The sequence below is a fragment of the Sphingobium sp. SJ10-10 genome (assembly GCF_036038995.2).
Classification (GTDB): domain Bacteria; phylum Pseudomonadota; class Alphaproteobacteria; order Sphingomonadales; family Sphingomonadaceae; genus Sphingobium.
In genome coordinates, this window is the sequence record NZ_CP158132.1 from 688,078 (window position 1) to 709,427 (window position 21,350).

The 21,350-nt window shown below is 64.0% G+C and carries 20 protein-coding genes and 1 tRNA gene; 6 read left to right on the forward strand and 15 right to left on the reverse strand.

Going from position 1 to position 21,350, the window contains the following annotated elements; all coding sequences use genetic code 11:
• Nucleotides 1–3: 3 nt before the first annotated feature.
• Both cyoB and cyoA read right to left on the reverse strand, forming a co-directional pair.
• Nucleotides 4–2,010: a cytochrome o ubiquinol oxidase subunit I gene (gene cyoB, locus VVT58_RS03300; RefSeq protein ID WP_327754205.1), complete on the reverse strand. Its 2,007-nt coding sequence runs from the start codon at nucleotides 2,008–2,010 to the stop codon at nucleotides 4–6.
• Between the two features lie 5 nt (nucleotides 2,011–2,015).
• A complete protein-coding gene (gene cyoA / locus VVT58_RS03305) occupies nucleotides 2,016–3,131 on the reverse strand; it encodes a ubiquinol oxidase subunit II (protein WP_327754204.1) in 1,116 nt (371 codons plus the stop codon).
• Nucleotides 3,132–3,320: 189 nt separating this feature from the next.
• Between cyoA and VVT58_RS03310 the strand changes: the two genes are divergently transcribed.
• Entirely contained in the window at nucleotides 3,321–4,652 is a 1,332-nt protein-coding gene (locus VVT58_RS03310) for an MFS transporter (protein WP_327754203.1), read from the forward strand.
• A 19-nt stretch (nucleotides 4,653–4,671) separates the two neighbouring features.
• Here the strand turns inward: VVT58_RS03310 and VVT58_RS03315 are convergent, their stop codons facing one another.
• The 3 genes from VVT58_RS03315 to VVT58_RS03325 all read right to left on the reverse strand — a co-directional run bounded on the left by VVT58_RS03315 (nucleotide 4,672) and on the right by VVT58_RS03325 (nucleotide 7,588).
• Entirely contained in the window at nucleotides 4,672–5,517 is an 846-nt protein-coding gene (locus VVT58_RS03315) for a glycosyltransferase family 2 protein (protein WP_327754202.1), read from the reverse strand.
• Nucleotides 5,518–5,519: 2 nt separating this feature from the next.
• Nucleotides 5,520–6,788 (reverse strand): ammonium transporter, encoded by a 1,269-nt coding sequence (locus VVT58_RS03320; RefSeq protein WP_327754201.1) that lies wholly within the window; start codon nucleotides 6,786–6,788, stop codon nucleotides 5,520–5,522.
• 95 nt (nucleotides 6,789–6,883) lie between these two features.
• Nucleotides 6,884–7,588 carry a GIN domain-containing protein gene (locus tag VVT58_RS03325; RefSeq protein ID WP_327754200.1) on the reverse strand — a complete coding sequence of 235 codons (705 nt, stop codon included), beginning with the start codon at nucleotides 7,586–7,588 and terminating at the stop codon, nucleotides 6,884–6,886.
• A 121-nt stretch (nucleotides 7,589–7,709) separates the two neighbouring features.
• Here VVT58_RS03325 and VVT58_RS03330 point away from each other — a divergent pair, with 121 nt between their 5' ends.
• The gene (locus tag VVT58_RS03330) at nucleotides 7,710–9,290 is read left to right on the forward strand and encodes a M28 family metallopeptidase (protein WP_327754199.1); all 1,581 of its coding nucleotides are present in this window, start codon (nucleotides 7,710–7,712) and stop codon (nucleotides 9,288–9,290) included.
• A gap of 19 nt (nucleotides 9,291–9,309) precedes the next feature.
• Here VVT58_RS03330 and VVT58_RS03335 read toward each other — a convergent pair whose 3' ends face one another.
• Complete coding sequence (locus tag VVT58_RS03335) at nucleotides 9,310–9,687, reverse strand: VOC family protein (RefSeq protein WP_066558271.1); 378 nt, start codon at nucleotides 9,685–9,687, stop codon at nucleotides 9,310–9,312.
• A gap of 73 nt (nucleotides 9,688–9,760) precedes the next feature.
• On the opposite strand from VVT58_RS03335, the gene hemB reads away from it, so the two are divergent.
• Together hemB and VVT58_RS03345 are read left to right on the forward strand one after the other, a co-directional pair.
• Complete coding sequence (gene hemB / locus VVT58_RS03340; RefSeq protein WP_327754279.1) at nucleotides 9,761–10,756, forward strand: porphobilinogen synthase; 996 nt, start codon at nucleotides 9,761–9,763, stop codon at nucleotides 10,754–10,756.
• 1 nt (nucleotide 10,757) lies between these two features.
• Nucleotides 10,758–11,342 carry a gamma carbonic anhydrase family protein gene (locus VVT58_RS03345; protein ID WP_066558262.1) on the forward strand — a complete coding sequence of 195 codons (585 nt, stop codon included), beginning with the start codon at nucleotides 10,758–10,760 and terminating at the stop codon, nucleotides 11,340–11,342.
• Nucleotides 11,343–11,410: 68 nt separating this feature from the next.
• Here the strand turns inward: VVT58_RS03345 and VVT58_RS03350 are convergent, their stop codons facing one another.
• The 5 genes from VVT58_RS03350 to zwf all read right to left on the reverse strand — a co-directional run bounded on the left by VVT58_RS03350 (nucleotide 11,411) and on the right by zwf (nucleotide 16,959).
• Nucleotides 11,411–11,923, reverse strand: coding sequence for a hypothetical protein (locus tag VVT58_RS03350; protein ID WP_066561815.1), 513 nt, complete (start codon nucleotides 11,921–11,923; stop codon nucleotides 11,411–11,413).
• A gap of 37 nt (nucleotides 11,924–11,960) precedes the next feature.
• On the reverse strand, nucleotides 11,961–12,578 hold the full coding sequence (gene eda / locus VVT58_RS03355) for a bifunctional 4-hydroxy-2-oxoglutarate aldolase/2-dehydro-3-deoxy-phosphogluconate aldolase (protein WP_327754198.1): 618 nt from the start codon (nucleotides 12,576–12,578) through the stop codon (nucleotides 11,961–11,963).
• Nucleotides 12,578–13,543, reverse strand: coding sequence for a glucokinase (glk, locus tag VVT58_RS03360; protein ID WP_327754197.1), 966 nt, complete (start codon nucleotides 13,541–13,543; stop codon nucleotides 12,578–12,580). The genes eda and glk overlap by 1 nt, the downstream gene beginning before the upstream one ends.
• A 136-nt stretch (nucleotides 13,544–13,679) precedes the next feature.
• A complete protein-coding gene (gene edd / locus VVT58_RS03365) occupies nucleotides 13,680–15,506 on the reverse strand; it encodes a phosphogluconate dehydratase (protein WP_327754196.1) in 1,827 nt (608 codons plus the stop codon).
• Entirely contained in the window at nucleotides 15,499–16,959 is a 1,461-nt protein-coding gene (gene zwf / locus VVT58_RS03370) for a glucose-6-phosphate dehydrogenase (protein WP_327754195.1), read from the reverse strand. The genes edd and zwf overlap by 8 nt, the downstream gene beginning before the upstream one ends.
• 329 nt (nucleotides 16,960–17,288) lie before the next feature.
• On the opposite strand from zwf, the gene VVT58_RS03375 reads away from it, so the two are divergent.
• Nucleotides 17,289–17,373: transfer RNA gene (locus VVT58_RS03375), tRNA-Leu, on the forward strand.
• 245 nt (nucleotides 17,374–17,618) lie between these two features.
• Here the strand turns inward: VVT58_RS03375 and VVT58_RS03380 are convergent.
• Entirely contained in the window at nucleotides 17,619–18,761 is a 1,143-nt protein-coding gene (locus VVT58_RS03380; RefSeq protein WP_327754194.1) for an aminotransferase class I/II-fold pyridoxal phosphate-dependent enzyme, read from the reverse strand.
• Nucleotides 18,762–18,816: 55 nt separating this feature from the next.
• Between VVT58_RS03380 and VVT58_RS03385 the strand changes: the two genes are divergently transcribed.
• Nucleotides 18,817–19,080 carry a hypothetical protein gene (locus VVT58_RS03385; RefSeq protein ID WP_327754193.1) on the forward strand — a complete coding sequence of 88 codons (264 nt, stop codon included), beginning with the start codon at nucleotides 18,817–18,819 and terminating at the stop codon, nucleotides 19,078–19,080.
• A 4-nt stretch (nucleotides 19,081–19,084) separates the two neighbouring features.
• Here the strand turns inward: VVT58_RS03385 and pgl are convergent, their stop codons facing one another.
• From pgl to galE, 3 genes are read right to left on the reverse strand one after another with little or no spacing between them, the layout of a single operon-like run.
• Nucleotides 19,085–19,774 (reverse strand): 6-phosphogluconolactonase, encoded by a 690-nt coding sequence (gene pgl / locus VVT58_RS03390; RefSeq protein WP_327754192.1) that lies wholly within the window; start codon nucleotides 19,772–19,774, stop codon nucleotides 19,085–19,087.
• 6 nt (nucleotides 19,775–19,780) lie between these two features.
• Complete coding sequence (locus VVT58_RS03395; RefSeq protein ID WP_327754191.1) at nucleotides 19,781–20,254, reverse strand: YbaK/EbsC family protein; 474 nt, start codon at nucleotides 20,252–20,254, stop codon at nucleotides 19,781–19,783.
• Nucleotides 20,251–21,255, reverse strand: a complete 1,005-nt coding sequence (gene galE / locus VVT58_RS03400) for a UDP-glucose 4-epimerase GalE (RefSeq protein WP_327754190.1) — start codon at nucleotides 21,253–21,255, stop codon at nucleotides 20,251–20,253. The genes VVT58_RS03395 and galE overlap by 4 nt, the downstream gene beginning before the upstream one ends.
• Nucleotides 21,256–21,350: the final 95 nt, after the last annotated feature.

Below are 21,350 nucleotides of genomic sequence, written 5' to 3' on the forward strand. Positions count from 1 at the left end.
GTGTCAGGCTCCTGCCGCCGCGAGGGTGCGCGTGCGCTCTTCCTCGGTGCGCGTCACGACATCCTGCGGGATGTGGAAGTCGCGCTTGTAGTTGAAGGTGTGGCCGATCGCGACGGCGACGATCCCGATGAAGCTCAGGCCCGCGAGCCACCAGATGTACCAGATCAGCGCAAAGCCGCAGAGCGTCGCCAGACCCGCGAGGATCACGCCCGCGCCGGTGCTGCTCGGCATATGGATCGGCTGGTAGCCGGAGAGCGGACGCTGATAATTGTTCCGCTTCATGTCCGCCCATGTGTCGGTGTCGTAGACGACCGGCGTGAAGGCGAAATTATACTCCGGTGGCGGCGAGGACGTCGCCCATTCCAGCGTGCGGCCATCCCAGGGATCGCCGGTTTCGTCCTTCAGCTCCTCGCGCTTCCAGATGGAGACTGCGAACTGGACCAGCATGGTGCCGATGCCCGCCGCGATGATCGCAGCGCCGACGGCGGCAATGATGAACCAGATGTGGATCGACGGATCGTCGAACACGCGCATGCGACGGGTGACGCCCATCAGGCCCAGGATGTAGAGCGGGGTGAAGGCCATCCAGAAACCGACCTGCCAGCACCAGAAGCTCACCTTGCCCCAGAAGACATTGAGCTTGAAGCCGAAGGCCTTGGGCCACCAATAGTTGATCGCCGCGAACAGGCCGAACAGCACGCCGCCGATGATCACATTATGGAAGTGCGCGATCAGGAACAGCGAGTTGTGCAGCACGAAGTCCGCGGGCGGGACGGCCAGCAACACGCCGGTCATGCCGCCGATCGTGAAGGTCAGCATGAAGGCGACGGTCCACATCATCGGCAGCTCGAAACGGATCTTGCCGCGATACATGGTGAACAGCCAGTTGAAGAGCTTCGCCCCCGTCGGGATCGAGATGATCATCGTCGTGATGCCGAAGAAGCTGTTGACGCTGGCGCCCGACCCCATGGTGAAGAAGTGGTGCAGCCACACGAGGTAGGACAGCACCATGATGCAGCAGGTCGCATAGACCATGGAGGTGTAGCCGAAGAGGCGCTTGCCCGAGAAGGTCGAGGTGACTTCGGAGAAAACACCGAACAGCGGCAGGATGAGGATGTAGACTTCCGGGTGGCCCCAGATCCAGATGAGGTTGACGTACATCATCGGATTGCCGCCGAAATCATTGGTGAAGAAGGCGGTGCCGGCATAGCGGTCGAGCGACAGCAGGACGAGCGTCGCGGTCAGGATGGGGAAGGACGCGACGATCAGGATGTTCGCGCAGAGCGAGGTCCAGGTGAACACCGGCATCTTCATGAGGGACATGCCCGGCGCGCGCATCTTCACGATGGTCGCGATCAGGTTGATGCCGGACAATGTCGTGCCGACACCGGCCACCTGTAGCGCCCAGATATAATAGTCGACACCCGTGGCCGGACTGTAGGCAATCCCCGAAAGCGGCGGATAGGCAAGCCAGCCGGTCTGGGCAAACTCACCCAGGAACAGCGACATCATCACCAGCACCGCGCCGCCCGTGGTCATCCAGAAGGAGAAATTGTTGAGGAACGGGAAGCTGACGTCGCGGGCGCCGATCTGCAACGGGACGATATAGTTCATCAAGCCGGTGATGAACGGCATCGCCACGAAGAAGATCATGATGACGCCATGGGCCGTGAACACCTGATCATAATGGTGGGCGTTGAGATAGCCCTCCGATCCGTTGAAGGCGAGCGCCTGCTGGAGACGCATCATCACCGCATCGGCAAAGCCGCGCAGGAACATGATGAGGCCCAGCACCATATACATGATGCCGATCTTCTTATGATCGACGCTGGTGAACCACTCCTTCCAGAGATAGCCCCAGAGTTTGAAATAGGTCAGCGCCGCGACGACCGCCGCGCCACTCAGCACCACCGCCGCGAAGGTCGCGACGATGATGGGCTCATGCCATGGGAAGCTGTCCCATGTCAGACGACCGAAGATCATCTGTGCTGTTGTCATTGTGCCAGTCATGGGCCTTACCGATGCTGCGCGTGCGCGTCAGCGCCGCTGTGGGAAGAGTGATCGGCTGGAGCCTCGGTGGCCCCCGGTGCGTCCGGCGCGGTCTGCACGCCTTCATTGCGCTCGGTCTGGTCGATCACATGGCTGTTGGGGAAGTCGTAGCGAAGGCCTTCGGTCTCATGCGCCGATTCCTTGCCCGCGCCGCCCATCATGTTGATGTGCATCAGCTCGCCCATGCAGCGCTGGCCGGGCTTGGGGCAAAGGTTCACGACCGCGTCGAACAGCTTGGGATCGACGGCGGAGAAATAGGCGACCGGCGCCTTCTCGCTGGGCTTGGCGAGCGTCAGATAGACATTGCGGTCCAGATTGACGCCACCTGCCTTCACCTTCGCCACCCAGCCGTCGAAACCGGCCCGGTCGAGCGCCTTGTAGGCAAAGCGCATATGGCTGAAGCCCGCGCCCGAATAGTTGGCGGAGAAGCCCACGCCGCCGACCGCCTTGTTGGCGACCGCATGCAACTGGGTCTTCATGCCCGGCATCGCATAGATCTGCCCGGCCAGTTCAGGAATGTAGAAGCTGTTCATGACCGTCGAGGCGGTGATGTCGAAACGCACCGGCACATTGGTCGGGACCGCCAGCTCATTGACCGTGGCGATGCCCAGCTCCGGATAGATGAACAGCCATTTCCAGTCGAGCGCGACGACCTCGACAGTCAGCGGCTTCACCTTGGGATCGATCTTCGTCTGCGCGTCGATCCGGTCCAACGGCCGATAGGGGTCCAGCTTGTGCGTGCTCACCCAGGTCAGCGCGCCCAGGCAGATGATGATCAGCAGCGGCGCGGACCAGATCAGCAGCTCCAGCTTGGTCGAATGATCCCAATCCGGATCATATTCCTTTTCCGCCGCCTCGTTCGCAGAGCGGTAACGCCAGGCGAAAAAGACGACCAGCGCCATGACGGGAATGACGATCAGCAGCATCAGCGCGGTCGAGATCAGGATCAGGTCGCGCTGCTGCACCGCAATATCGCCCGACGGGTTCATCACGACCCAGTTGCATGCCGTCAGCGGCAGCGCCAGAATCGGAGCGGACCAGCGGAAAATTCGGGTCCAGTGGGGGAAGAGGGGGTGTGGCATGAGCGCGCGCTAACCCGTCCACAGGGAGTCGAACAGTGGGCAATTTGTCCCATAGTGCGCAGGTGCAAAAAATGCTTGGATTGCGGGATACTGCTTAGACTCTGCGGGTTTTCTGTTATGTTGCCTGTTCGTGGCCGCCGGCAGAACAGAAAAAGGGTTCCGGTGGCTTAAGCCAAGGAGCGGATGCCTATGAGTTCACAGGCCATGACCTTCACCTCCCGATCGCTGGAGGATGATGCGCGCCTGATCAATGCGCGGGACCACAAGATCGCGCCGGGTGATATTTCCATCGGAGTCATCATCGGTCGCACCTCCGAATTCTTCGATTTCTTCGTCTATGCCATCGCTTCGGTCATCGTTTTCCCGCACCTGGTATTCCCTTATGTGGATGCCCTGACCGGCACGCTTTATTCCTTCGCGATCTTTTCCGTCGCCTTCATCACGCGGCCCATCGGCTCGCTGATCTTCATGGCCATCGACCGCCATTTCGGTCGGGGCACGAAACTGACCGTGGCCTTGTTCCTGCTGGGCGGATCGACCGCGTCGATCGCTTTCATGCCGGGATATGAGACCATTGGCCACTATGCAGCGGTCGTATTGGTCATTTTGCGCGCCGCGCAGGGGATCGCGCTCGGCGGAACCTGGGACGGCCTCGCCTCGCTGCTCTCGCTCAACGCGCCGCGGCATCAGCGCGGCTGGTACGCCATGGTGCCACAGCTTGGCGCGCCGCTGGCGCTGCTGGTGGCGAGCGGCCTGTTCGCCTTCTTCCTGATGACGCTGTCGGACGCGGATTTCCTCGACTGGGGCTGGCGCTATCCCTTCTTCGTCGCCTTCGCGATCAACGTCGTGGCGCTGTTCGCCCGCCTGCGCATCGTCGTGACGCATGAGTTCGAGCGCCTGTTCGAACAGAAGGATCTGCAACCGTCCGAAGTGCTGCCCACCGTCAAGGCGGAAGGGCGCAACATCATCATCGGCGCCTTCGCTCCACTGGCCAGCTTCGCGCTGTTCCACATGGTGACGGTCTTCCCGCTGAGCTGGATCGCGCTGTTCACGAAGCAGCCGCTGGAACGCTTCCTGATCATCGAGATGATCGGCGCGTCGGTCGGCTTGCTCGCCATCGTCGTCTCGGGCTTCATCGCGGACCAGATCGGCCGCCGCTCGCTGCTGGCATGGTCGGCGCTCGGCATCGCGATCTTCAGCGTCATGGCGCCGTTGCTGCTCAATGGCGGCGATCTGGGCGAGGTCGCCTTCATGATCCTGGGCTTCATGCTGCTGGGCCTGGCTTTCGGCCAGTCGTCAGGCGTGGTGGCGTCCAACTTCGCCACCGAAGCGCGCTATACCGGATCGGCGCTGACCTCCGACCTTGCATGGCTGGTCGGCGCGGGCTTCGCTCCGCTGGTGGCGTTGCTGCTGTCGGTGAAGTTCGGTCTGGCCGCCTCGGGCATCTACCTGCTCTCGGGCGCGGTGGCGACCATGGTGGCGCTCTACGTCAACAAGGAACTGGCGGCCCGCGACCGCTGAGAAGGAAAGGGGGGAGGCCTTATCGCTTCCCCCTCATTCGCGCCAAAGCCCTGCGATCGAACCATCCTGTCGGCAAGGGCCGGGGCCGAAAACGCGGCAACCATTCGCCGTAAAGCGCATCCATCCGAACCGGCAACCCCGATACTCCTTCACCGGCCATGATGTCGGAAATGATCCGGTTCTGGAAATAGCGCAGCGAATAATTGATCATCCGCCGATATTGCATGTGAAGCGTGGAGGGCCGCAGCAGGCTCACCGCCTCGCAGCGAAAGCCCGCATCCTCGCACGCCAGCACCCGCTCCCGATCCCAATCGGCATCGCGCCCCAGATCGGTATGCGCCCAGGCGGCCACCAGCCCATCGTCTCCCACCAGATCCTCTGGCAAGCGCAAGCCCCTGGCCCGGACTGCTGCGACGAACCGTCCGGACAGCGCATAAAGATCACCGAACAGCCCCCGCTCATCCCGCAGGCTCTGGCGATAGGCTTCCACCGACCGCCCATTGACCGGCATCCCCGCAGCCGCATTGGCCTCAGGCCGTGCCGCCAACGCCGCCGTCAGCGCGTCGATCGACCCAGCGACGATTTCGGCATCGCCATCCATGAAGATGACGGCATCCTCATCGCCGCGGAGCAGGTCGTGGACGAAATGATTCCATGTCCGCGCCTTGCCACCGGCGGCCATGTCATGGACGATAACATTCGCTCGTCCGCCGCTCGCCTCCCGCGCCCGCGCCGCAGTGGCGTCCGTCGACCCGTTCACCAGCACATGAAAGACGATGTCCGCCCGGTCCAGCGGCAGGGACGCCAGGCACAGCCCGATCCGCCGTTCCTCCTGATGCGCGAATATGCCGACGGCGATCCGCACCTTCAGCGGAAATCCCAGCTCTGCTGCTTATGCTGCGTCAGATCGAGGCCTTCTTCCTCCTCCCGCGCGCCGATCCGGGCTGGCACGATCACCGACAGCATCAGGGCGATGATCGCTGATCCGGCCATCGCCCACAGCGCCACCACCACTATGCCGATGACCTGCGCGACGATGGCGCCGCCAAGGCTGATCCCCGCCGCGAAGCCGACTCCGCCCAGCGCCGGGAGCACGAAGGGAACCAGCAGCAACACCCCGATCAGCCCACCCAGCCCGTGGATCAGGAACACATCCGCCGCATCGTCGATCCGCGCACCCAGCAGCGCCTTGGCCACCCGGCAGAGCAGGGCGGCGATCAGCCCGATCATCATCGCCCCGCCCGGTCCGACCAGGGCCACCGAAGCGGAAATCGCCACCAGTCCGGCCAATGCTCCCGACACCGCGCCCGTCGTCGTCACCCGGCCAAGATCGATCCGCTCCACCAGCATCCAGCCGAAAGCGCCCGCGCAGGCCGCGAAATGGGCGTTGAGGATGGACGTCGCGGCATTGTCCGTCGCGCCAAAGGCCCAGCCCCCGACGATCCCCGCCCAGCCGATCCACAGCAGCCCGCCGCCGGCAAGGCTCAGAAGCGGGGCATGCCCCCCGGAAACCGCCCGCCGCTTGCCCACGATCAGCACCAGCGCCAGCGCCGAAAACCCCGCGCAGAGATGCACGACCAGCGCCCCGGCAAAGTCCATGACGCCCAGGCCCGCCAGCCATCCGCCACCCCAGACCCAATGCACCACCGGCGCATAGACCAGCAACAGCCAGAGCAGGGCAAAGGCCGTCATCCATCCCAGACGCACCCGCTCCGCCACCGCACCGGGCAACAGGCCGGCGGCGAAGACGGCCAGCCCCATCTGGAACAGCGCGAAGGCCGATTCCGGCACGGTCAACCCATCCCGCAACGCCTCCAGATTGGCGAGCAATATATGCGCCCGCCCGCCCAGCCAGCCGCTCCCCGGCGCATAGGCCAGGCTATAACCGATGATCCCCCAGAGCAGCGAAACCCCTGCGGCCACCACCAGCCCTTGCATGCCCACCGACAGGGCGCTGCGCGCATGGACCAATCCCGCATGACGCAACGCCAGTCCCGGCAAGGCGGCCAGCAGCACCAGCACGCCGCACAGGATCATCCACGCCGTATCGCCGCTGTCGGCCACGGCGACCTGCGCCATCGCGGATTCGGGCGCGATCAGCGCGGAAAGAAGAAGAAGGGCAAGCAGACGGCGCATCAAACAATCCAGCCAGAATTCGGCCCGTCGTAACGTATGCGAAGTAAAGACTTGCCTAACCAGATATATTGAAGCGGCCTGCCTTCACTCCCATCCTAATAAGCCGCCCCCCCACAACTGATCCGCCCCGTCCCGCGATTGTCGACGCTGCACGCCGCTTTTCCCGCCACCGTCACGTCGCCCGACCCGGAAGCCGTCACCTTGGCGGTCACCTCCGCCGTCAGCGCCACATTCCCCGGCCCGTCATTCGCCACCACGGCCTGCCGCGCCCGCAGTCCCTCCGCCGCCACCGCTCCCGGACCAGTGACCCGCACGGTCGCGACACCGACCCGCCCGGCCAGATTCGCCCGTCCGGCCCCCGCCACGCCCAGATGGAGCTGCTCCAGATCCACCGCCGCCACGCTAATGTCGCCATTGCCGCCCAACACGATCTCCCCGCGCAACCCCTTCATCCGGCTGATCGAAACCGATCCACCCCCGGTCAGCACGACGCGGCCCAGATCGCCGGTCGACAGCCGCAGCACCGCCCGCCCGCCGGATTTCTCGCCCGGCTGCGCCCGCTCCATCGTCACCGCCAGCAGGCGTCCCGACAGGTCGAGCTTCAGCCGGTCCAGCACCGCCTGATCCCCCTCCGCCCGCGCCGAAGCTCCGGCGCCGGTGGTAATCACGACCTCTATCGGAGCATCCACCCGGATCGCATCGAAGCTGGAGAGGGTGAAGCCCCGCGTCGCCGCCCCTGCGGGAGCCGCCAATCCCGCCATCGTCACGGTCAGAAGAACAAGAAAACGGGGAAGCGGCATGACGGTCTCCCAACCTCTATCGCGATCTTGATACGAATAGGCCGTAGCGGTTCCAAGCCCCCTTGTTCGTCGCACCGGATCGGGCAAGATCGTCAGGTTTCCAAAAGAGGGCATGTGGCTGATGCGCAAACTGTTTTCCGGACTTCTCCTGGGTTTGATCAGCACGACGGCCCTGGCGGCACCTGACAATAGGGCGGAAGCCTGGTGGAGCCACGTCCGCACCCTTGCCGGCGACGCTTATGAAGGACGAGGGACCGGCAAACCGGGCTATGACAAGGCAGCCGACTATGTGATCGCTCAGCTTCAGGCGCTCGGCCTCCAGCCCGCGGGCACGCATGGCTATAAACAGCCGATCGCCTTCACGGAGCAGGTAATCCTGTCGCAGGACAGCAGCGCCAGCCTGACCGGCGCGGAGGGCGAAACGGCGCTTGCCGTGCCCGCCGACATCATTTTCTCGGGCGGCGGCGGCCCCGTTCCGCCAACCGTCAGCGCGCCGCTGGTCTTTGCGGGCTATGGACTGCATCTGCCCGAAGTGAATCATGACGATTTCGCCGGGCTGGATATCAAGGGCAAGATGGTGGTGGTCGTTTCCGGCGGCCCCTCGACCATTTCCGGCGCGCTCAAATCCCATGCACGCTCGGAACGCGCCGCATGGCTGGCCAAACAGGGCGCGCTCGGCCTGATCCAGTTGGTCACGCCCAAGCAGGTCGAGATTCCCTGGGATCGCCGCATGGGCCTGGCCAGTCAGCCCGCTCTGTTCTTCCGCGACCAGGCCTTGCGAGAGACCGCTGCGCCTTTCCTGAGCGCGCAGTTCGATCCCGCCAAATCCGCGCTGCTCTTCGCAGGCTCCGGTCATGATTTCACGGAGATCGCCGCCGCTGCCGACAAATCCGTGCCCATGCCTTCTTTCCCGCTTGCCCGGCGACTGGACGCGAAGGTGGCGGCCAAACGCGCGGACATCTCGTCGCCCAACATCATCGCGCTCATGCCGGGAACGGACCCGGCGCTGCGAAAGGAATATGTCGTCCTGTCCGCCCATCTCGACGGCTATGGCGTCGGCACGCCGATCAAGGGCGATGCGATCTATAATGGCGCCATCGACAATGCCTCCGGCGTGGCCAGCCTGCTCGAAATCGCCCGCACCCTGCGCGAGAGCAAGGCGAAGCCCAGGCGATCGATCCTGTTCGCCTTCGTGACGGCGGAGGAAAAGGGGCTGCTAGGCTCCACCTATTTCGCCCGGCGGCCGACCGTGCCGCACAAGGCGATGGTGGCGGACCTGAATTTCGACATGGCGTTGCCGATCTTCCCGCTGACCAGCGTGACGCCCATCGGCTACGACCAGAGCAGCTTGGGGAAGGATGCCGAAGCGGTGAGCGCGCAGATGAATCTGCCGATCACGCCCGATCCCTTCCCTGACCGGAACGTCTTCATCCGCTCCGACCAATATAGCTTCATCCGCACGGGCATCCCCGCGCTATTCTTCAAATATGGCTTCAAGGCGGACACGCCGGAGGCGGCGGTTGAAAAGGCCTGGCGCGCCAATATCTACCATTCGCCCAGGGACGATGCGAACCAGCCGGTGATGCCGGCGGAATCGGTGAAGCTCAACGACTATGTCGCCGCCGTGACTCTGCGCGTCGCCAATGCGCCGGGACGGCCGCAATGGAACGGGGACAGCTTCTTCCGCCGCTTTGTGAAATAGGATCTGAGCCCAATAGGGATCATGCCTCATAAAATTCCAGCGGCAGCCCGTCCGGATCAGCGAAAAAGGTGAAGCGCTGTCCGGTGTAAGGATCGATCCGGACCTCCTCGCAGGCGATCCCCGCCGCCGCCAGCCGCGCGACTTCCCCGTCCAGATCGTCGACCGTGAAGGCGAGGTGACGCAGGCCGCAGGCTTCCGGCCGGGTCGGACGGGGCGGGGGCGCGGGAAAGGAGAAAAGTTCGATCTGGGCATTGCCCGCGTCCAGATCGCATTTCCACGATTGCCGCTCGTCGCGCCACACTTCGCGGATCACGCCAAAGCCCAGAATGTCGACATAAAAGGCTCTGGACCGCGCATAGTCGGAACAGATGATCGCGATATGATGGATGGCACGCATGCCCGCGCCCTATCATAGCGGTCGCATCGCCGGAACCTTGATCCCCCCGTCCGGGCGGCCTACACAGCCGGCCATGACTCACGCCTCCTATCCGGCGCTTCGCCTGCGCCGCACCCGCGCCTCGGCCTGGAGCCGGGCGATGCACGCCGAAAATCGCCTCAGCCCCAGCGACTTCATCTGGCCGCTGTTCGTCACCGAAGGGCAGGGGGTGGAAGAACCCATCAAGTCGCTCCCCGGCGTCTCCCGCTGGTCGGTGGACCTGATGGTGGAACGCGCACGGGAAGCGCAGGCGGCGGGCATTCCCTGCCTCGCCCTCTTTCCCAACACCCAGCCCGAACGGCGCAGCGACGATGGTGAAGAGGCGCTCAATCCCGATAATCTGATGTGCCGGGCCATCCGGGCGATCAAGGACGCAGTGCCGGAGATCGGCATTCTGACCGACGTGGCGCTCGATCCCTATACCGCCCATGGCCAGGACGGCCTGCTGGATGAAGCGGGCTATGTCGTCAACGACGCCACCATCGACGTGCTGATCGGCCAGTCGCTCAATCAGGCGGCGGCGGGCGCGGACATCATCGCGCCCAGCGATATGATGGATGGTCGTGTGGGGGCCATCCGCGAGGCGCTGGAGGAGGAAGGCCATGCCAATGTGCAGATCATGGCCTATGCCGCCAAATATGCGAGCGCCTTTTACGGCCCGTTCCGCGATGCCGTCGGCTCCAGCGGCCTCCTGAAAGGCAATAAGAAAACCTATCAGATGGACCCCGCCAACAGCGAGGAAGCGCTGCGCGAAGTCGCCCTAGACATTGCGGAAGGCGCGGACAGCGTGATGGTGAAGCCGGGCCTGCCCTATCTCGACATCATCGCCCGAGTGAAGGATCGGTTCGAAGTGCCCGTCTTCGCCTATCAGGTGTCGGGCGAATATGCGATGCTGGAGGCAGCCGCCGCCGTAGGGGCGGGGGATCGCGACGCGCTGGTGCTGGAAACGCTGATGGCGTTCAAGCGGGCCGGTTGCTCGGGCGTTCTCACCTATCACGCGCTTCACGCCGCTCGCCTGCTGGGAGCCTGAAATGACCGATCACCCCGAAGCCTCCATCATCCCCTTCAACGGCAAGACGCCGAAGATCCACCCCAGCGCCTTCATCGCGCCCGGCTGCCGGATCATCGGGGATGTGGAGATCGGTCCCGATGTCAGCATCTGGTATAATTGCGTGATCCGGGCGGATGTGAATTTCATCCATATCGGCGCGCGGACGAATATCCAGGACGGCACGGTGGTCCATTGCGACAGCCCCGGCGACCATATCGACGGCCGCCCGTCCGAAGGCTGGCCGACCGTCATCGGGGAAGATGTGCTGATCGGCCATATGGCGATGGTCCATGGCTGTATCCTGAAGGACCGGGCTTTCGTGGGCCTGGGCGCCATCGTCATGAGCGGGTGCACGGTGGAAAGCGACGCCATGCTCGCGGCGGGCGCGCTGCTTTCGCCGGGGAAGACGGTGCCGCACCGCCAGCTTTGGGCAGGCCGCCCCGCCAAATATATGCGTGACCTATCCGACGAAGTGCTGATCGACATGCGCGAAGGCGTCGAACATTATGTCCATAACGGCAAGGCGCATAAGGGCGCGGTCAAGGCGGCGTTCGCGTCGGATTGAAGCAGCCTAAGGTTTATATGAATCCTGCTCCTGCGAAGGCAGGAGCAGGAAATGCGAAATGCTCAGGATCAAGGCTGAGCCAACCGGCCCTTGAGCACGTCCAGCCGGTCATTCTGCCCGTCGACGATCGCCAGCGCCACCCCGCGCGCAGCATCGATCGCCTCGATCCCGCCGCTGGCCTTGCCTTCGGACACCGCATTGCTGCGCTCGACATAGAGCACGTCCAGACTCGCCAGCGCCGACACGCTGTCGTTGCGCGCCGATTCGAGCGCGCTCAACGCCGTCTGCGCCGCCACCCAGGCCTCGCTGGAAACCGCCGATCCGGAAGCCGCCCGCGTCGCCCTGTCCGCCGCGGGCCAGGCCTTGTCGAAAGCCGACCCGCCCGTCTGAGCCTGCGCCGTCAGCCGCTCCACATTCTGGACCAGCTCCGGTTCCGGCGCGACCGGAGAGGGTTGGGGCGCCGCCTCGGCAATGGGCGCACCCTCGATCGCCCGCTTGGCGAGTGAAGGATAGCCCTGAAAGGTGCTGGCGCAACCGGACAGGAACAGGGCCAGGGATGGAAGCAGCCGACGCAGGTTCATGAAACGCATCTAGGATGGCGTTGGCGCGGAGGCAAGCTTAGCGCGGAAGCGATGCGGCTTCGCGGGCGAGCGCCTCGATCTTCATCGGATTGACCGGCCCCTTGGGCACGACCCAACTGCCGCCGACGCATTTGATGAAGGGCTCGGCCAGCCATTTCGGCGCGCTTTCCGCCGTGATCCCGCCGGTCGGGCAGAAGCGCGCGCTATGCAGCGGTGCCGCCAGAGCCTTGAGCGCAGGCAAGCCGCCAGAAGTTTCCGCCGGAAAGAATTTGAAATGCGACAGGCCCATATCCAGCCCGCGCATGATGTCGCCCGCCGTCGCGGTGCCGGGCAGGAAGGGAATCCCCGCCGCAATCGCCGCCTTGCCCAATGGTTCAGTGAGACCGGGACTGACGATGAAGCGCGCCCCCGCCTCCATCGCGGCATCCAGTTGCGCCGGATTGAGCACGGTCCCCGCACCCACGACCGCGCCCTCGACCTTCGCCATTTCCCGGATCACATCCAGAGCAGCCGGCGTCCGCAACGTCACTTCCAGCGCGGGCAGGCCGCCCTTCACCAGCGCCTGCGCAATCGGCAACGCATCCTCGACCCGGTCGATCACCAGCACCGGGATCACCGGCGCCAGTTCCATCACCTGTTCCACGCTCAAGGACATTATTTCTTCTCCCGAAAGGCCGCGGCGGCCCCGTACAGCCCGATTTCGTCGTGCAATGCGAGGCGGATCGGCACGGCTTTCATCAGGCTCTCGAACCGCCCCTTGGCGGTGAAGCGCTGATGGAATCCGCTCTGCGGCAGCAATCCGCGCATCCGCTGCGTCAGCCCGCCCGCCAGGACCACCGCATGCGGCCCCTGCGCCAGCGCCAGGTCGCCCGCGACCGAACCATAGGACATGCAGAAACGGTCGAACGCCGCCCGCGCAAATTCGTCCGTGCCGTCTATGGCCGCCTGCCAAAGCTCGGCATCTTCCATCAGCACGACCCGATCATGGCCGATGGTCGCCATCGCCTTGTAGATATTGTTGAGGCCCGGCCCCGACACGATCCGCTCGGTAGACACGCGCAGGAATTTGTCGCGCAGATAGGCGAGGATCTTCTCCTCCAACGGATCGAGCGGCGCGAAGTCCAGATGCCCGCCCTCGGTGGCGATGACATGCGGCTGCCCATCGTCGAAGGCGATCATCGCGACGCCCAGCCCTGTGCCCGGCCCCAATATCGTCACCCCGCCGTCACGCGGGAAGGGCTTGTCCTCCCCGAACAGCAACGGCAGATTTTCCTGCGGCAGACGCGCCACGGCATGGGCCACCGCCTCGAAATCGTTGACCAGCCGCAAATGCTTGAGGCCCAGTTCCTCGTCCAGCGTATCGGGCCGGATCACCCAGGCGCTGTTGGTCAGCTTGATGACCTCGCGCCCGATGGCAGTGGCGAAGGCGATCGAGGCGGAGGTGGGCAATTTACCCCCTTCATCCTCGACGAACGCGGCCCAGCAGGCCTGAAGGCTGGGATAATCCGCAACCTTATATTTGCGCACCTTGCCGAGCGTCGGCACACCCCGCGCATCCAGCTTTGCGCGGGCGAAACGGGCGTTGGTGCCGCCGATATCGGCTGCGATGATTTCGGTCATATTTGGTACCTTGGGTATATAGATTCGTCATCCCCGCGAAGGCGGGGATCCATCTCCTGCCATTGTCCCAACTGCTAAGTCGGGAGATGGATTCCCGCCTTCGCGGGAATGACCAAAATGGGGTACAACCACTGCGTCACAGTTCGGTTTCCATCGCCGCGAGAATGGGCGAGGCGCCGCTTTCCGCTAGGTCGCTATGATGGCGGAACAGAGCGAACAACTCGCGGCCGGTGTCATAGGGAGCAGGGGGGGGCGTTGGAACCTCCCGCACGTCCCACTCCGCCGCGTCGACCAGCGCCGTGATCTCTCCCGTCTCCGCGCAGACCCGAACGACATCGCCATCGCGTAGCTTGCCGATGGGACCACCGCCCAAAGCCTCGGGCGACAAATGAATCGCCGCGGGCACCTTGCCCGACGCGCCCGACATGCGCCCGTCAGTGACCAGCGCCACGCGGAACCCACGATCCTGCAACACGCCCAGCGCCGGGGTCAGCTTGTGCAATTCCGGCATGCCATTGGCACGCGGCCCCTGGAACCGCACCACGACGACGACATCGCGCTCCAGCTCGCCCGCCTTGAAGGCGCGCAGCACATCGTCCTGATCGTGGAACACCGCCGCTGGCGCCTCTATGGTCCAGCGTTCCTTGTCGACCGCGCTCACCTTTATGACGCAGCGGCCCAGATTGCCGGAAAGCAGCTTCATGCCCCCATCCGCGCTGAACGGATCGGACACGGGACGCAGGATCGCCCGATCCCGCGATTCCGGCACGTCCTTCCAGACCAGCGCGTCATTTTCCAGCACCGGCTCCAGCCCATAATCGGCCAGCCCCCGGCGAGCCACGGTCGGAATGTCGCCATGTAGCAAGCCGTTGCCCAGCAATTCCCGGATCACATAGCTCACGCCACCCGCCGCATGGAAATTGTTCACGTCGCCCGAACCGTTGGGATAGACCCGCGCCAGCAGCGGCACGACATCGGAAATCTCCGCGAAATCGGTCCAGTCGATATGGATGCCCGCCGCCCGCGCAATGGCGGGCAGGTGGATGGCATGGTTGGTCGACCCGCCGGTCGCCATCAGGCCGATGATCGCGTTGACGATCGCCTTCTCATCGACGCAATGCCCCAAAGGCCGATAGTCATCGCCGTTCCAGCCGATGCGCGAAAGCTGATGCACCGCCGCCCGCGTCAGTTCCTGCCGCAACTTCGTGCCCGGATGCACGAAGGAGGCGGCGGGCATGTGCAGCCCCATCATCTCCATCATCATCTGGTTGCTGTTGGCCGTGCCGTAGAAGGTGCAGGTGCCCGCGCCATGATAGCTGGCGCTCTCCGATTCCAGCAGTTCCTCCTTGCCCACCTTGCCCTCGGCATAGAGCTGGCGGATGCGCACCTTCTCCTTGTTGGCGAGGCCCGAAGGCATCGGCCCGGCGGGGATCAGGATGGTCGGCAGATGCCCGAAACGCAGCGCGCCGATCAGCAGCCCCGGCACGATCTTGTCGCAAATGCCCAGCAGCAGCGCGCCCTCGAACATCGCGTGGGACAGCGAAACCGCCGTCGACAAGGCAATGGTGTCGCGGGAAAAAAGCGACAGGTCCATGCCCGCCTGACCCTGGGTCACGCCGTCGCACATCGCCGGTACGCCGCCCGCGACCTGCGCGGTGCAGCCGACCTCGCGCGCCGCCAGCTTGACCTGCTCCGGATAGCGGCCATAGGGCTGATGGGCCGAAAGCATGTCGTTATAGGCGGTGACGATGCCGAAATTCATCGCCGCGCCGGTGCGGATGACAGCCTTGTCTTCGCCGCTCGCGGCAAAGCCATGGGCAAGGTTCCCGCACGAAAGCTGATCGCGGTTGGTCCCCGCGTCCCGCCCGCGCTCGATCAGGCTCAGATATTTGAGACGTGAAGCGGCGCTGCGCTTCACGATGCGTTCGGTGACCTTGGCGATCACCGGATGAAGATCAGTCATTCCAGCTTGCTCCGTCACGTTCGATAAGGGCAATGGCTGAGGACGGCCCCCAGTTCCCTGAAGAATAGGGCGAAGGCTTCACGCCCGCCTGTTTCCACCCCTCGATGATCGAATCGATCCAGGTCCATTGCGCTTCGACCTCGTCGCGGCGCACGAACAGAGTGGCGTCGCCCGCCAGCAGATCGAGGATCAGTCGCTCATAGGCGATGCGGCGGCGCTGCCCGGCAAAGGCGGCGGTCAGCGACACGTCCAGCGTCACCTCCTCCAGATGCACGTCGCGCTCCAGCCCCGGTCTTTTGCTCATGATGAGCAGGCGGATAAATTCTTCCGGTTGCAGGCGGATGATGAGCGTATTCGGCTCCAGCCCCGACCCGCCATTTCGCCCGAATATGGAATGCCGCACCGGCTTGAACTGGATCAAAATCTCCGACTGGCGCGCGGGCAGCCGCTTGCCGGTCCGCAGGTAGAAGGGCACGCCCTGCCAGCGCCAATTGTCGATATAGGCTTTCAGCGCCACGAAGGTTTCGGTTTCGGACGGCTTGCCCAGTTCGTCGGCATAGCCGGTCACGATCTGCCCGCCGACCGCACCCGGCGTATATTGGCCGCGCACGCTATGCGTCTTCACGGTCTCCGCCGTCATCGGGCGCAGGGATCGCAGCGCCTTCACCTTTTCGTCGCGCACGGAGGTCGGGTCCATCCGCGCGGGCGGCTCCATCGCGATGATCGACAGGATCTGGAGGACGTGGTTCTGCACCATGTCACGCAGCGCGCCGACGCCGTCATAATAGGATACGCGGCCTTCCAGCCCGACCGTCTCGCCCACGGTGATCTGCACATGGTCGATGGCGGTCGCGTTCCACAGCGGCTCGAACATCACATTGCCGAAGCGCAGGGCCAGCAGATTCTGGACGGTTTCCTTGCCCAGATAATGGTCGACGCGGAAAATCTGGTCCTCCGCGAACAGCGCGCCGATGCCGTCGTTCACTTCCTTGGAAGAGACCAGATCTTTCCCGATCGGCTTTTCCATCGCGATTCGCGTCTTGGGCGTGATCAGGCCCGCTTCGGCCAGGCCTTGGGCTGTCGGCGCGAACAGGGAAGGGGGCGTCGAAAGATAGACGGACACGCCCTTGTCGAGTCGGCCATCCAGCCGCTCCGCCAGCGCCTTGAACTGCGTGGCGTTGCCCGCCTCGACCGGCTGATAGACGATGATGCCGCACAGCCGCTCGGCCATGTCGGCATCATAGCGGTCGGCGGCGAGGAATTTTCGCAAGGCCTTGTCGATATCGGCGCGGAACTGCTCGTCGGTGAATTCGGAGCGTCCTGACGCGATAATCAGGAAATCTTGCGGCAGCAGGCCATCGGCAAGCAGATTGTAGAGCGAGGGGAAGATCATCCTGTGGGCCAGATCGCCGGTGGCGCCGAACAACAGGAACGTGGCAGACGGTTCGGTCAAAGGTTGTCCCTTTTCCGCTTGAGCGATTTCCAAGAGGGCGGATGCCCGCTGGCCGGAAATCGCGGTGACAAAGAACCGGACAGGCCGGTCCAATGCAATTGGGCCGGTTGTCCGATGTTTTCAGGTCTGCACGATGCCGCCTTTATACCCTGCGGCACTCGTTACGCAAGCAGGCTATCGCTGCGGGCTGCATCTCGCAACCGCGAGAAGATGAAGCCGTTGATTTTTGGCTGGACGCTGGCCGCCGTTTTTGCCATTGGCGCTCCACCCTGACGTTTTCAAGGAAGATGGAATCATCTTCCGGCTTAAGAAAACGCGGTAAAGGGCACGCGGGCGTGGTGAAACTGGTAGACGCGCCGGACTCAAAATCCGGTTCCGAAAGGAGTGTCGGTTCGATTCCGACCGCCCGCACCATATTTTTTAGGCCTCAGGCGCCGACATCCGTCGGCTTGGCTATCCTCGCATAAGCTCGGGCGGCCGTTCGGCCTTGCGAACCCTAAAGGGTTCGTTGTTTTGCGCACTGGCGAGCAAAAAGAGCCCGACAGCCAAGGCTGCCGGGCAGGTGAGCTTTCACAATGTAAAAGCTTCGGGTCGCGCCGCAGCGATTAACCGCAAATCATTATTATACCAGAGAAATTTTCATTCTTATTGGGAATGGATCAATCTCTTGCCGTGCCTTGCGCATCGAACCAGGGAATCATGCGGGCAATGGCGTCCTCCACCCGATCGGTCGAAACGGCGAAGCTGAAACGGATGTGCCGGTGCCCGTCGACCGGATCGAAATCGATCCCCGGCGCCGTCGCCACGCCGGTTTCGCGGAGCAGCCTCTGACAGAAGGACAGGCTATCATTGGTCAGGTGCCCCACATCCGCATAGATGTAGAAGGCACCATCCGGCGGCGCGATCTCCTTCAATCCCAGCGCGGGCAGGGCGGCCAGCAGCAGCTCCCGATTCCGCCGGTAGGTTGCGACATGCCGCTCCAGCTCATCGATGCAATCAAAGGCTTTCAGCCCCGCATGCTGCGCAAGGGAAGGCGGCGTCAGGAACAAATTGCCCATCCGCGCCCGCGCCGTGTCGATCAGCTCCGGTGGAAACACCACCCAGCCCAGCCGCCACCCGGCCATGGAAAAATATTTGGAAAAGCTGTTCACGATGACCGCGTCCGGCGCGAATTCCAGCATCGACCGCGCCGGCTCGCCGTAACTCAGGCCATGATAAATCTCGTCCGACACGATGCTGATGCCGCGTGCCCGGCAAACTTCCGCGATTCGCGCCATTTCCTCCGCCGGAATGATGGTCCCGGTGGGGTTGGCCGGGCTGGCGATGATCGCGCCGTCGGGCGCCGGCTCCAAAGCCTCCAGCGCCGCCGCACTGATCTGATAGCGCTCCGCCGGCCCGCAATCGACCTCCAGCGGTTCCAGATAAAGCGCCTTCAGCGTGTTGCGATACGCCACATAGCCCGGCCGCGCCGTCGCCACTTTGGCTCCCGGCTCGAACAGGCTGGTCAGCGCCAGCACCAGCCCCGGCGACGCGCCGCAGGTGAGCAATATCTGCTCCGCCTCCACTGCCACGCCATAGCGTTCGCGATAATGCAGCGCGATCCGTTCCTTCAGCGCCGGACTTTCCCAATAGCCCATGGGGTCGCTGTCCAGCACGGCATGGGCCTCGGCAATGGCGGCGGACGGCGCCCCGGTCGAAGGCTGGCCGAACTCCATATGCAGGATGGATCGCCCCTCGGCCTCCAGCTTGTGCGCTTCCCGGCTGATGGCGATGGCGTGAAAAGGATCGATCTTGGCAACCATGCGCCGCCTCTTACCCGCCCCGCAACCTTGTCACAATCGCCGCGTTGGGAAAGACGTGAACGAAACCATGCTCGACGCGCTGCAATATTATGGCGCCGCCGCCGCCACCATCGCCGCCCTGATCGTATCGCTGAACCTGGGCCGCCGCATCACCGGCTGGGCGTTCGTGCTGTTCGTGACATCCTCGATCGCGCTGATCGGCTGGGGTTTCCTCGCCGGGGACAGCGAGGGCATAGGCTTTCAGAACGTCGCGCTGCTTGCGATCAATCTGGTCGGCGTATGGCGCTATCTTTTCTCGAAACACAAACCCCGCGATTGAAAGCTCACTCCGAAATCCAGACCTCGACCGACACCGCATGCTGGCAAAGCGCCACCCGGATCGGCAGTTCCTCGACAGGCCCATCCGCCAGCGCCCGATCATAAACCGCCTTCTTCGCCGCCCCGCCGATTTGCAGGAACACATGCCTGCTCGCCAGGATCGCGGCGGCGCTCATCGACATGCGCTGATGCGGCGCGGCAGGCGGCGTGACCGCCAGCGTCAAGGCTTCGGTCGAAAGCCCCTCGGCCAGTTCCTTCGCCGCTGGGAACAGCGAGGCGGTATGCCCATCCTCGCCCATGCCCAGCAGCACGATGTCGAGCGGCCAGGGCAGGGCGGCAAAAGCCGCCTCGCATCCGGCCTGCCCGGCATAGGCGTCCGCCGCGTCATTCTTCATCGGCACGAAGCGCGCCGCCGCAGCCTTCCCCTGCAACAGCGTTTCGCGAACCAACCGCTCATTGCTGTCGGCATGGTCGGGCGCGACCCATCGCTCATCGACCAGCGTCACGATCACCTTGTCCCAATCGAGCGCCACGCCCGATAGCGCCTCCAGAACGGGCCTTGGCGACCGCCCGCCCGAAAGCGCGATCGTCGCCACGCCCCGCGCCGCGATGGCATCGCCCAGGATCATGGCGATCCGCCGCGCCATGTCCGCCGCCGCCAGCGCGCCATCGACGAAAAGATGTTCGGTAGGCATGAGCGTTTAATTCCCTTCCGGAAGGGTGCAAATATCGATCCACCGCGCGCAGGTCAGTTCGGCCAGCCGCTCCGGCGTCAGTTCCACCGAAGTCGTCCGCGATCCCGCCGCCGGAAACACGGTGTCGAAATCGCGCAACGACACGTCGCAATAGACGGGCAGCGGCGCCGCCAACCCAAAGGGGCACACGCCCCCGACCGGATGGCCCGTCAATCCCTCGACCTCCTTCAGCCCCAGCATGCGCGGCTTGGCTCCCAGCGCGGCCTTGGCCTTGCCATTATGCAACCGCGCATCGCCCCGCGCCACCACCAGCGCGACCTCATCCCCTACACGCAGCGACAGGGTCTTGGCGATCCGGGCGGGAACCACGCCCAAAGCCTCCGCGGCCTCATTGACCGTGGCGGTGCTCACCCCCTGGTCGATGATGGCGACATCCGGCGCATGGGTGGAGAAAAAGGCCCGAACGGACTCCGCGCTCATTCGCCCCGAATCTCCGTCAGCTTGCGTTCCCAGGCGAGGGCGTGGGTCACGATCTGGTCCAGATCGGCATATTGCGGCTTCCAGGGAAATTCCGCCATGATCGCCCGATTGTCGGAGATCAGCGCATCCGGATCGCCCGCGCGCCGCCCTTCCATCCGCCGGTCGATTCTGAGGTTCGTCACCCGGTCCACCGCGTCCAGCACCTCCAGCACGGAAAAACCGCGCCCATAGCCGCAATTGAGCAGATAATTCTGCTCCGGCTTCGCCATCAGCGCCTCCAGCGCCAGCACATGGGCCGCCGCCAGATCGGTGACATGGATATAGTCGCGCACGCCGGTTCCATCGGGCGTGTCGAAGTCGGCGCCGAACACCGAAACATGGCTCCGCTTGCCCAATGCGGCCTCGACCGCGACCTTGATCAGATGCGTCGCCCCCGCCGTCGACTGCCCGGTCCGCCCCGCCGGATCGGCGCCCGCCACGTTGAAATAACGCAGCGCGCAGAAATTCATCGCATGCGCCGCGCTCACGTCGCGCAGCATATATTCGGTCATCAGCTTCGACATGCCATAGGGATTGATCGGCCGCTGCGGCGTCGTTTCCCTGACCGGGCTTTCTTCCGGAATGCCATAGGTCGCCGCTGTCGAGGAAAAGATGAAATGCGGCACGCCGACCGTCACGACGCTCTCGATCAGGTCGCGGGTCTTGGCGCTGTTGTTATGATAATATTTCAGCGGATTCTCGACCGATTCCGGCACCACCACCGATCCGGCGAAATGCATGACGGCCTTCACCCCATGGTCGCGCAAAGTCTGTTGCACCAATGGCTGATCGGCAATATCGCCCTGAACGAACGCCACATCGTCCGGCACCGCCCAGCGAAAGCCCGTCACCAGATTGTCGATCACCACGACGCCATAGCCCGCATCCCGCAGCGCCAGAACGGCGTGGCTGCCAATATAGCCGGCCCCACCCGTCACCAGAACCGTCGGCTTTTCGCTCATATATTTCGCCCTGTCTGTCTTAGCTGCAACGTGCTCCTGCCTTCGCAGGAGCGCGTTAACTTTTTTCGAAGGGCGCTTCTCAAAAAAAAGGCCTC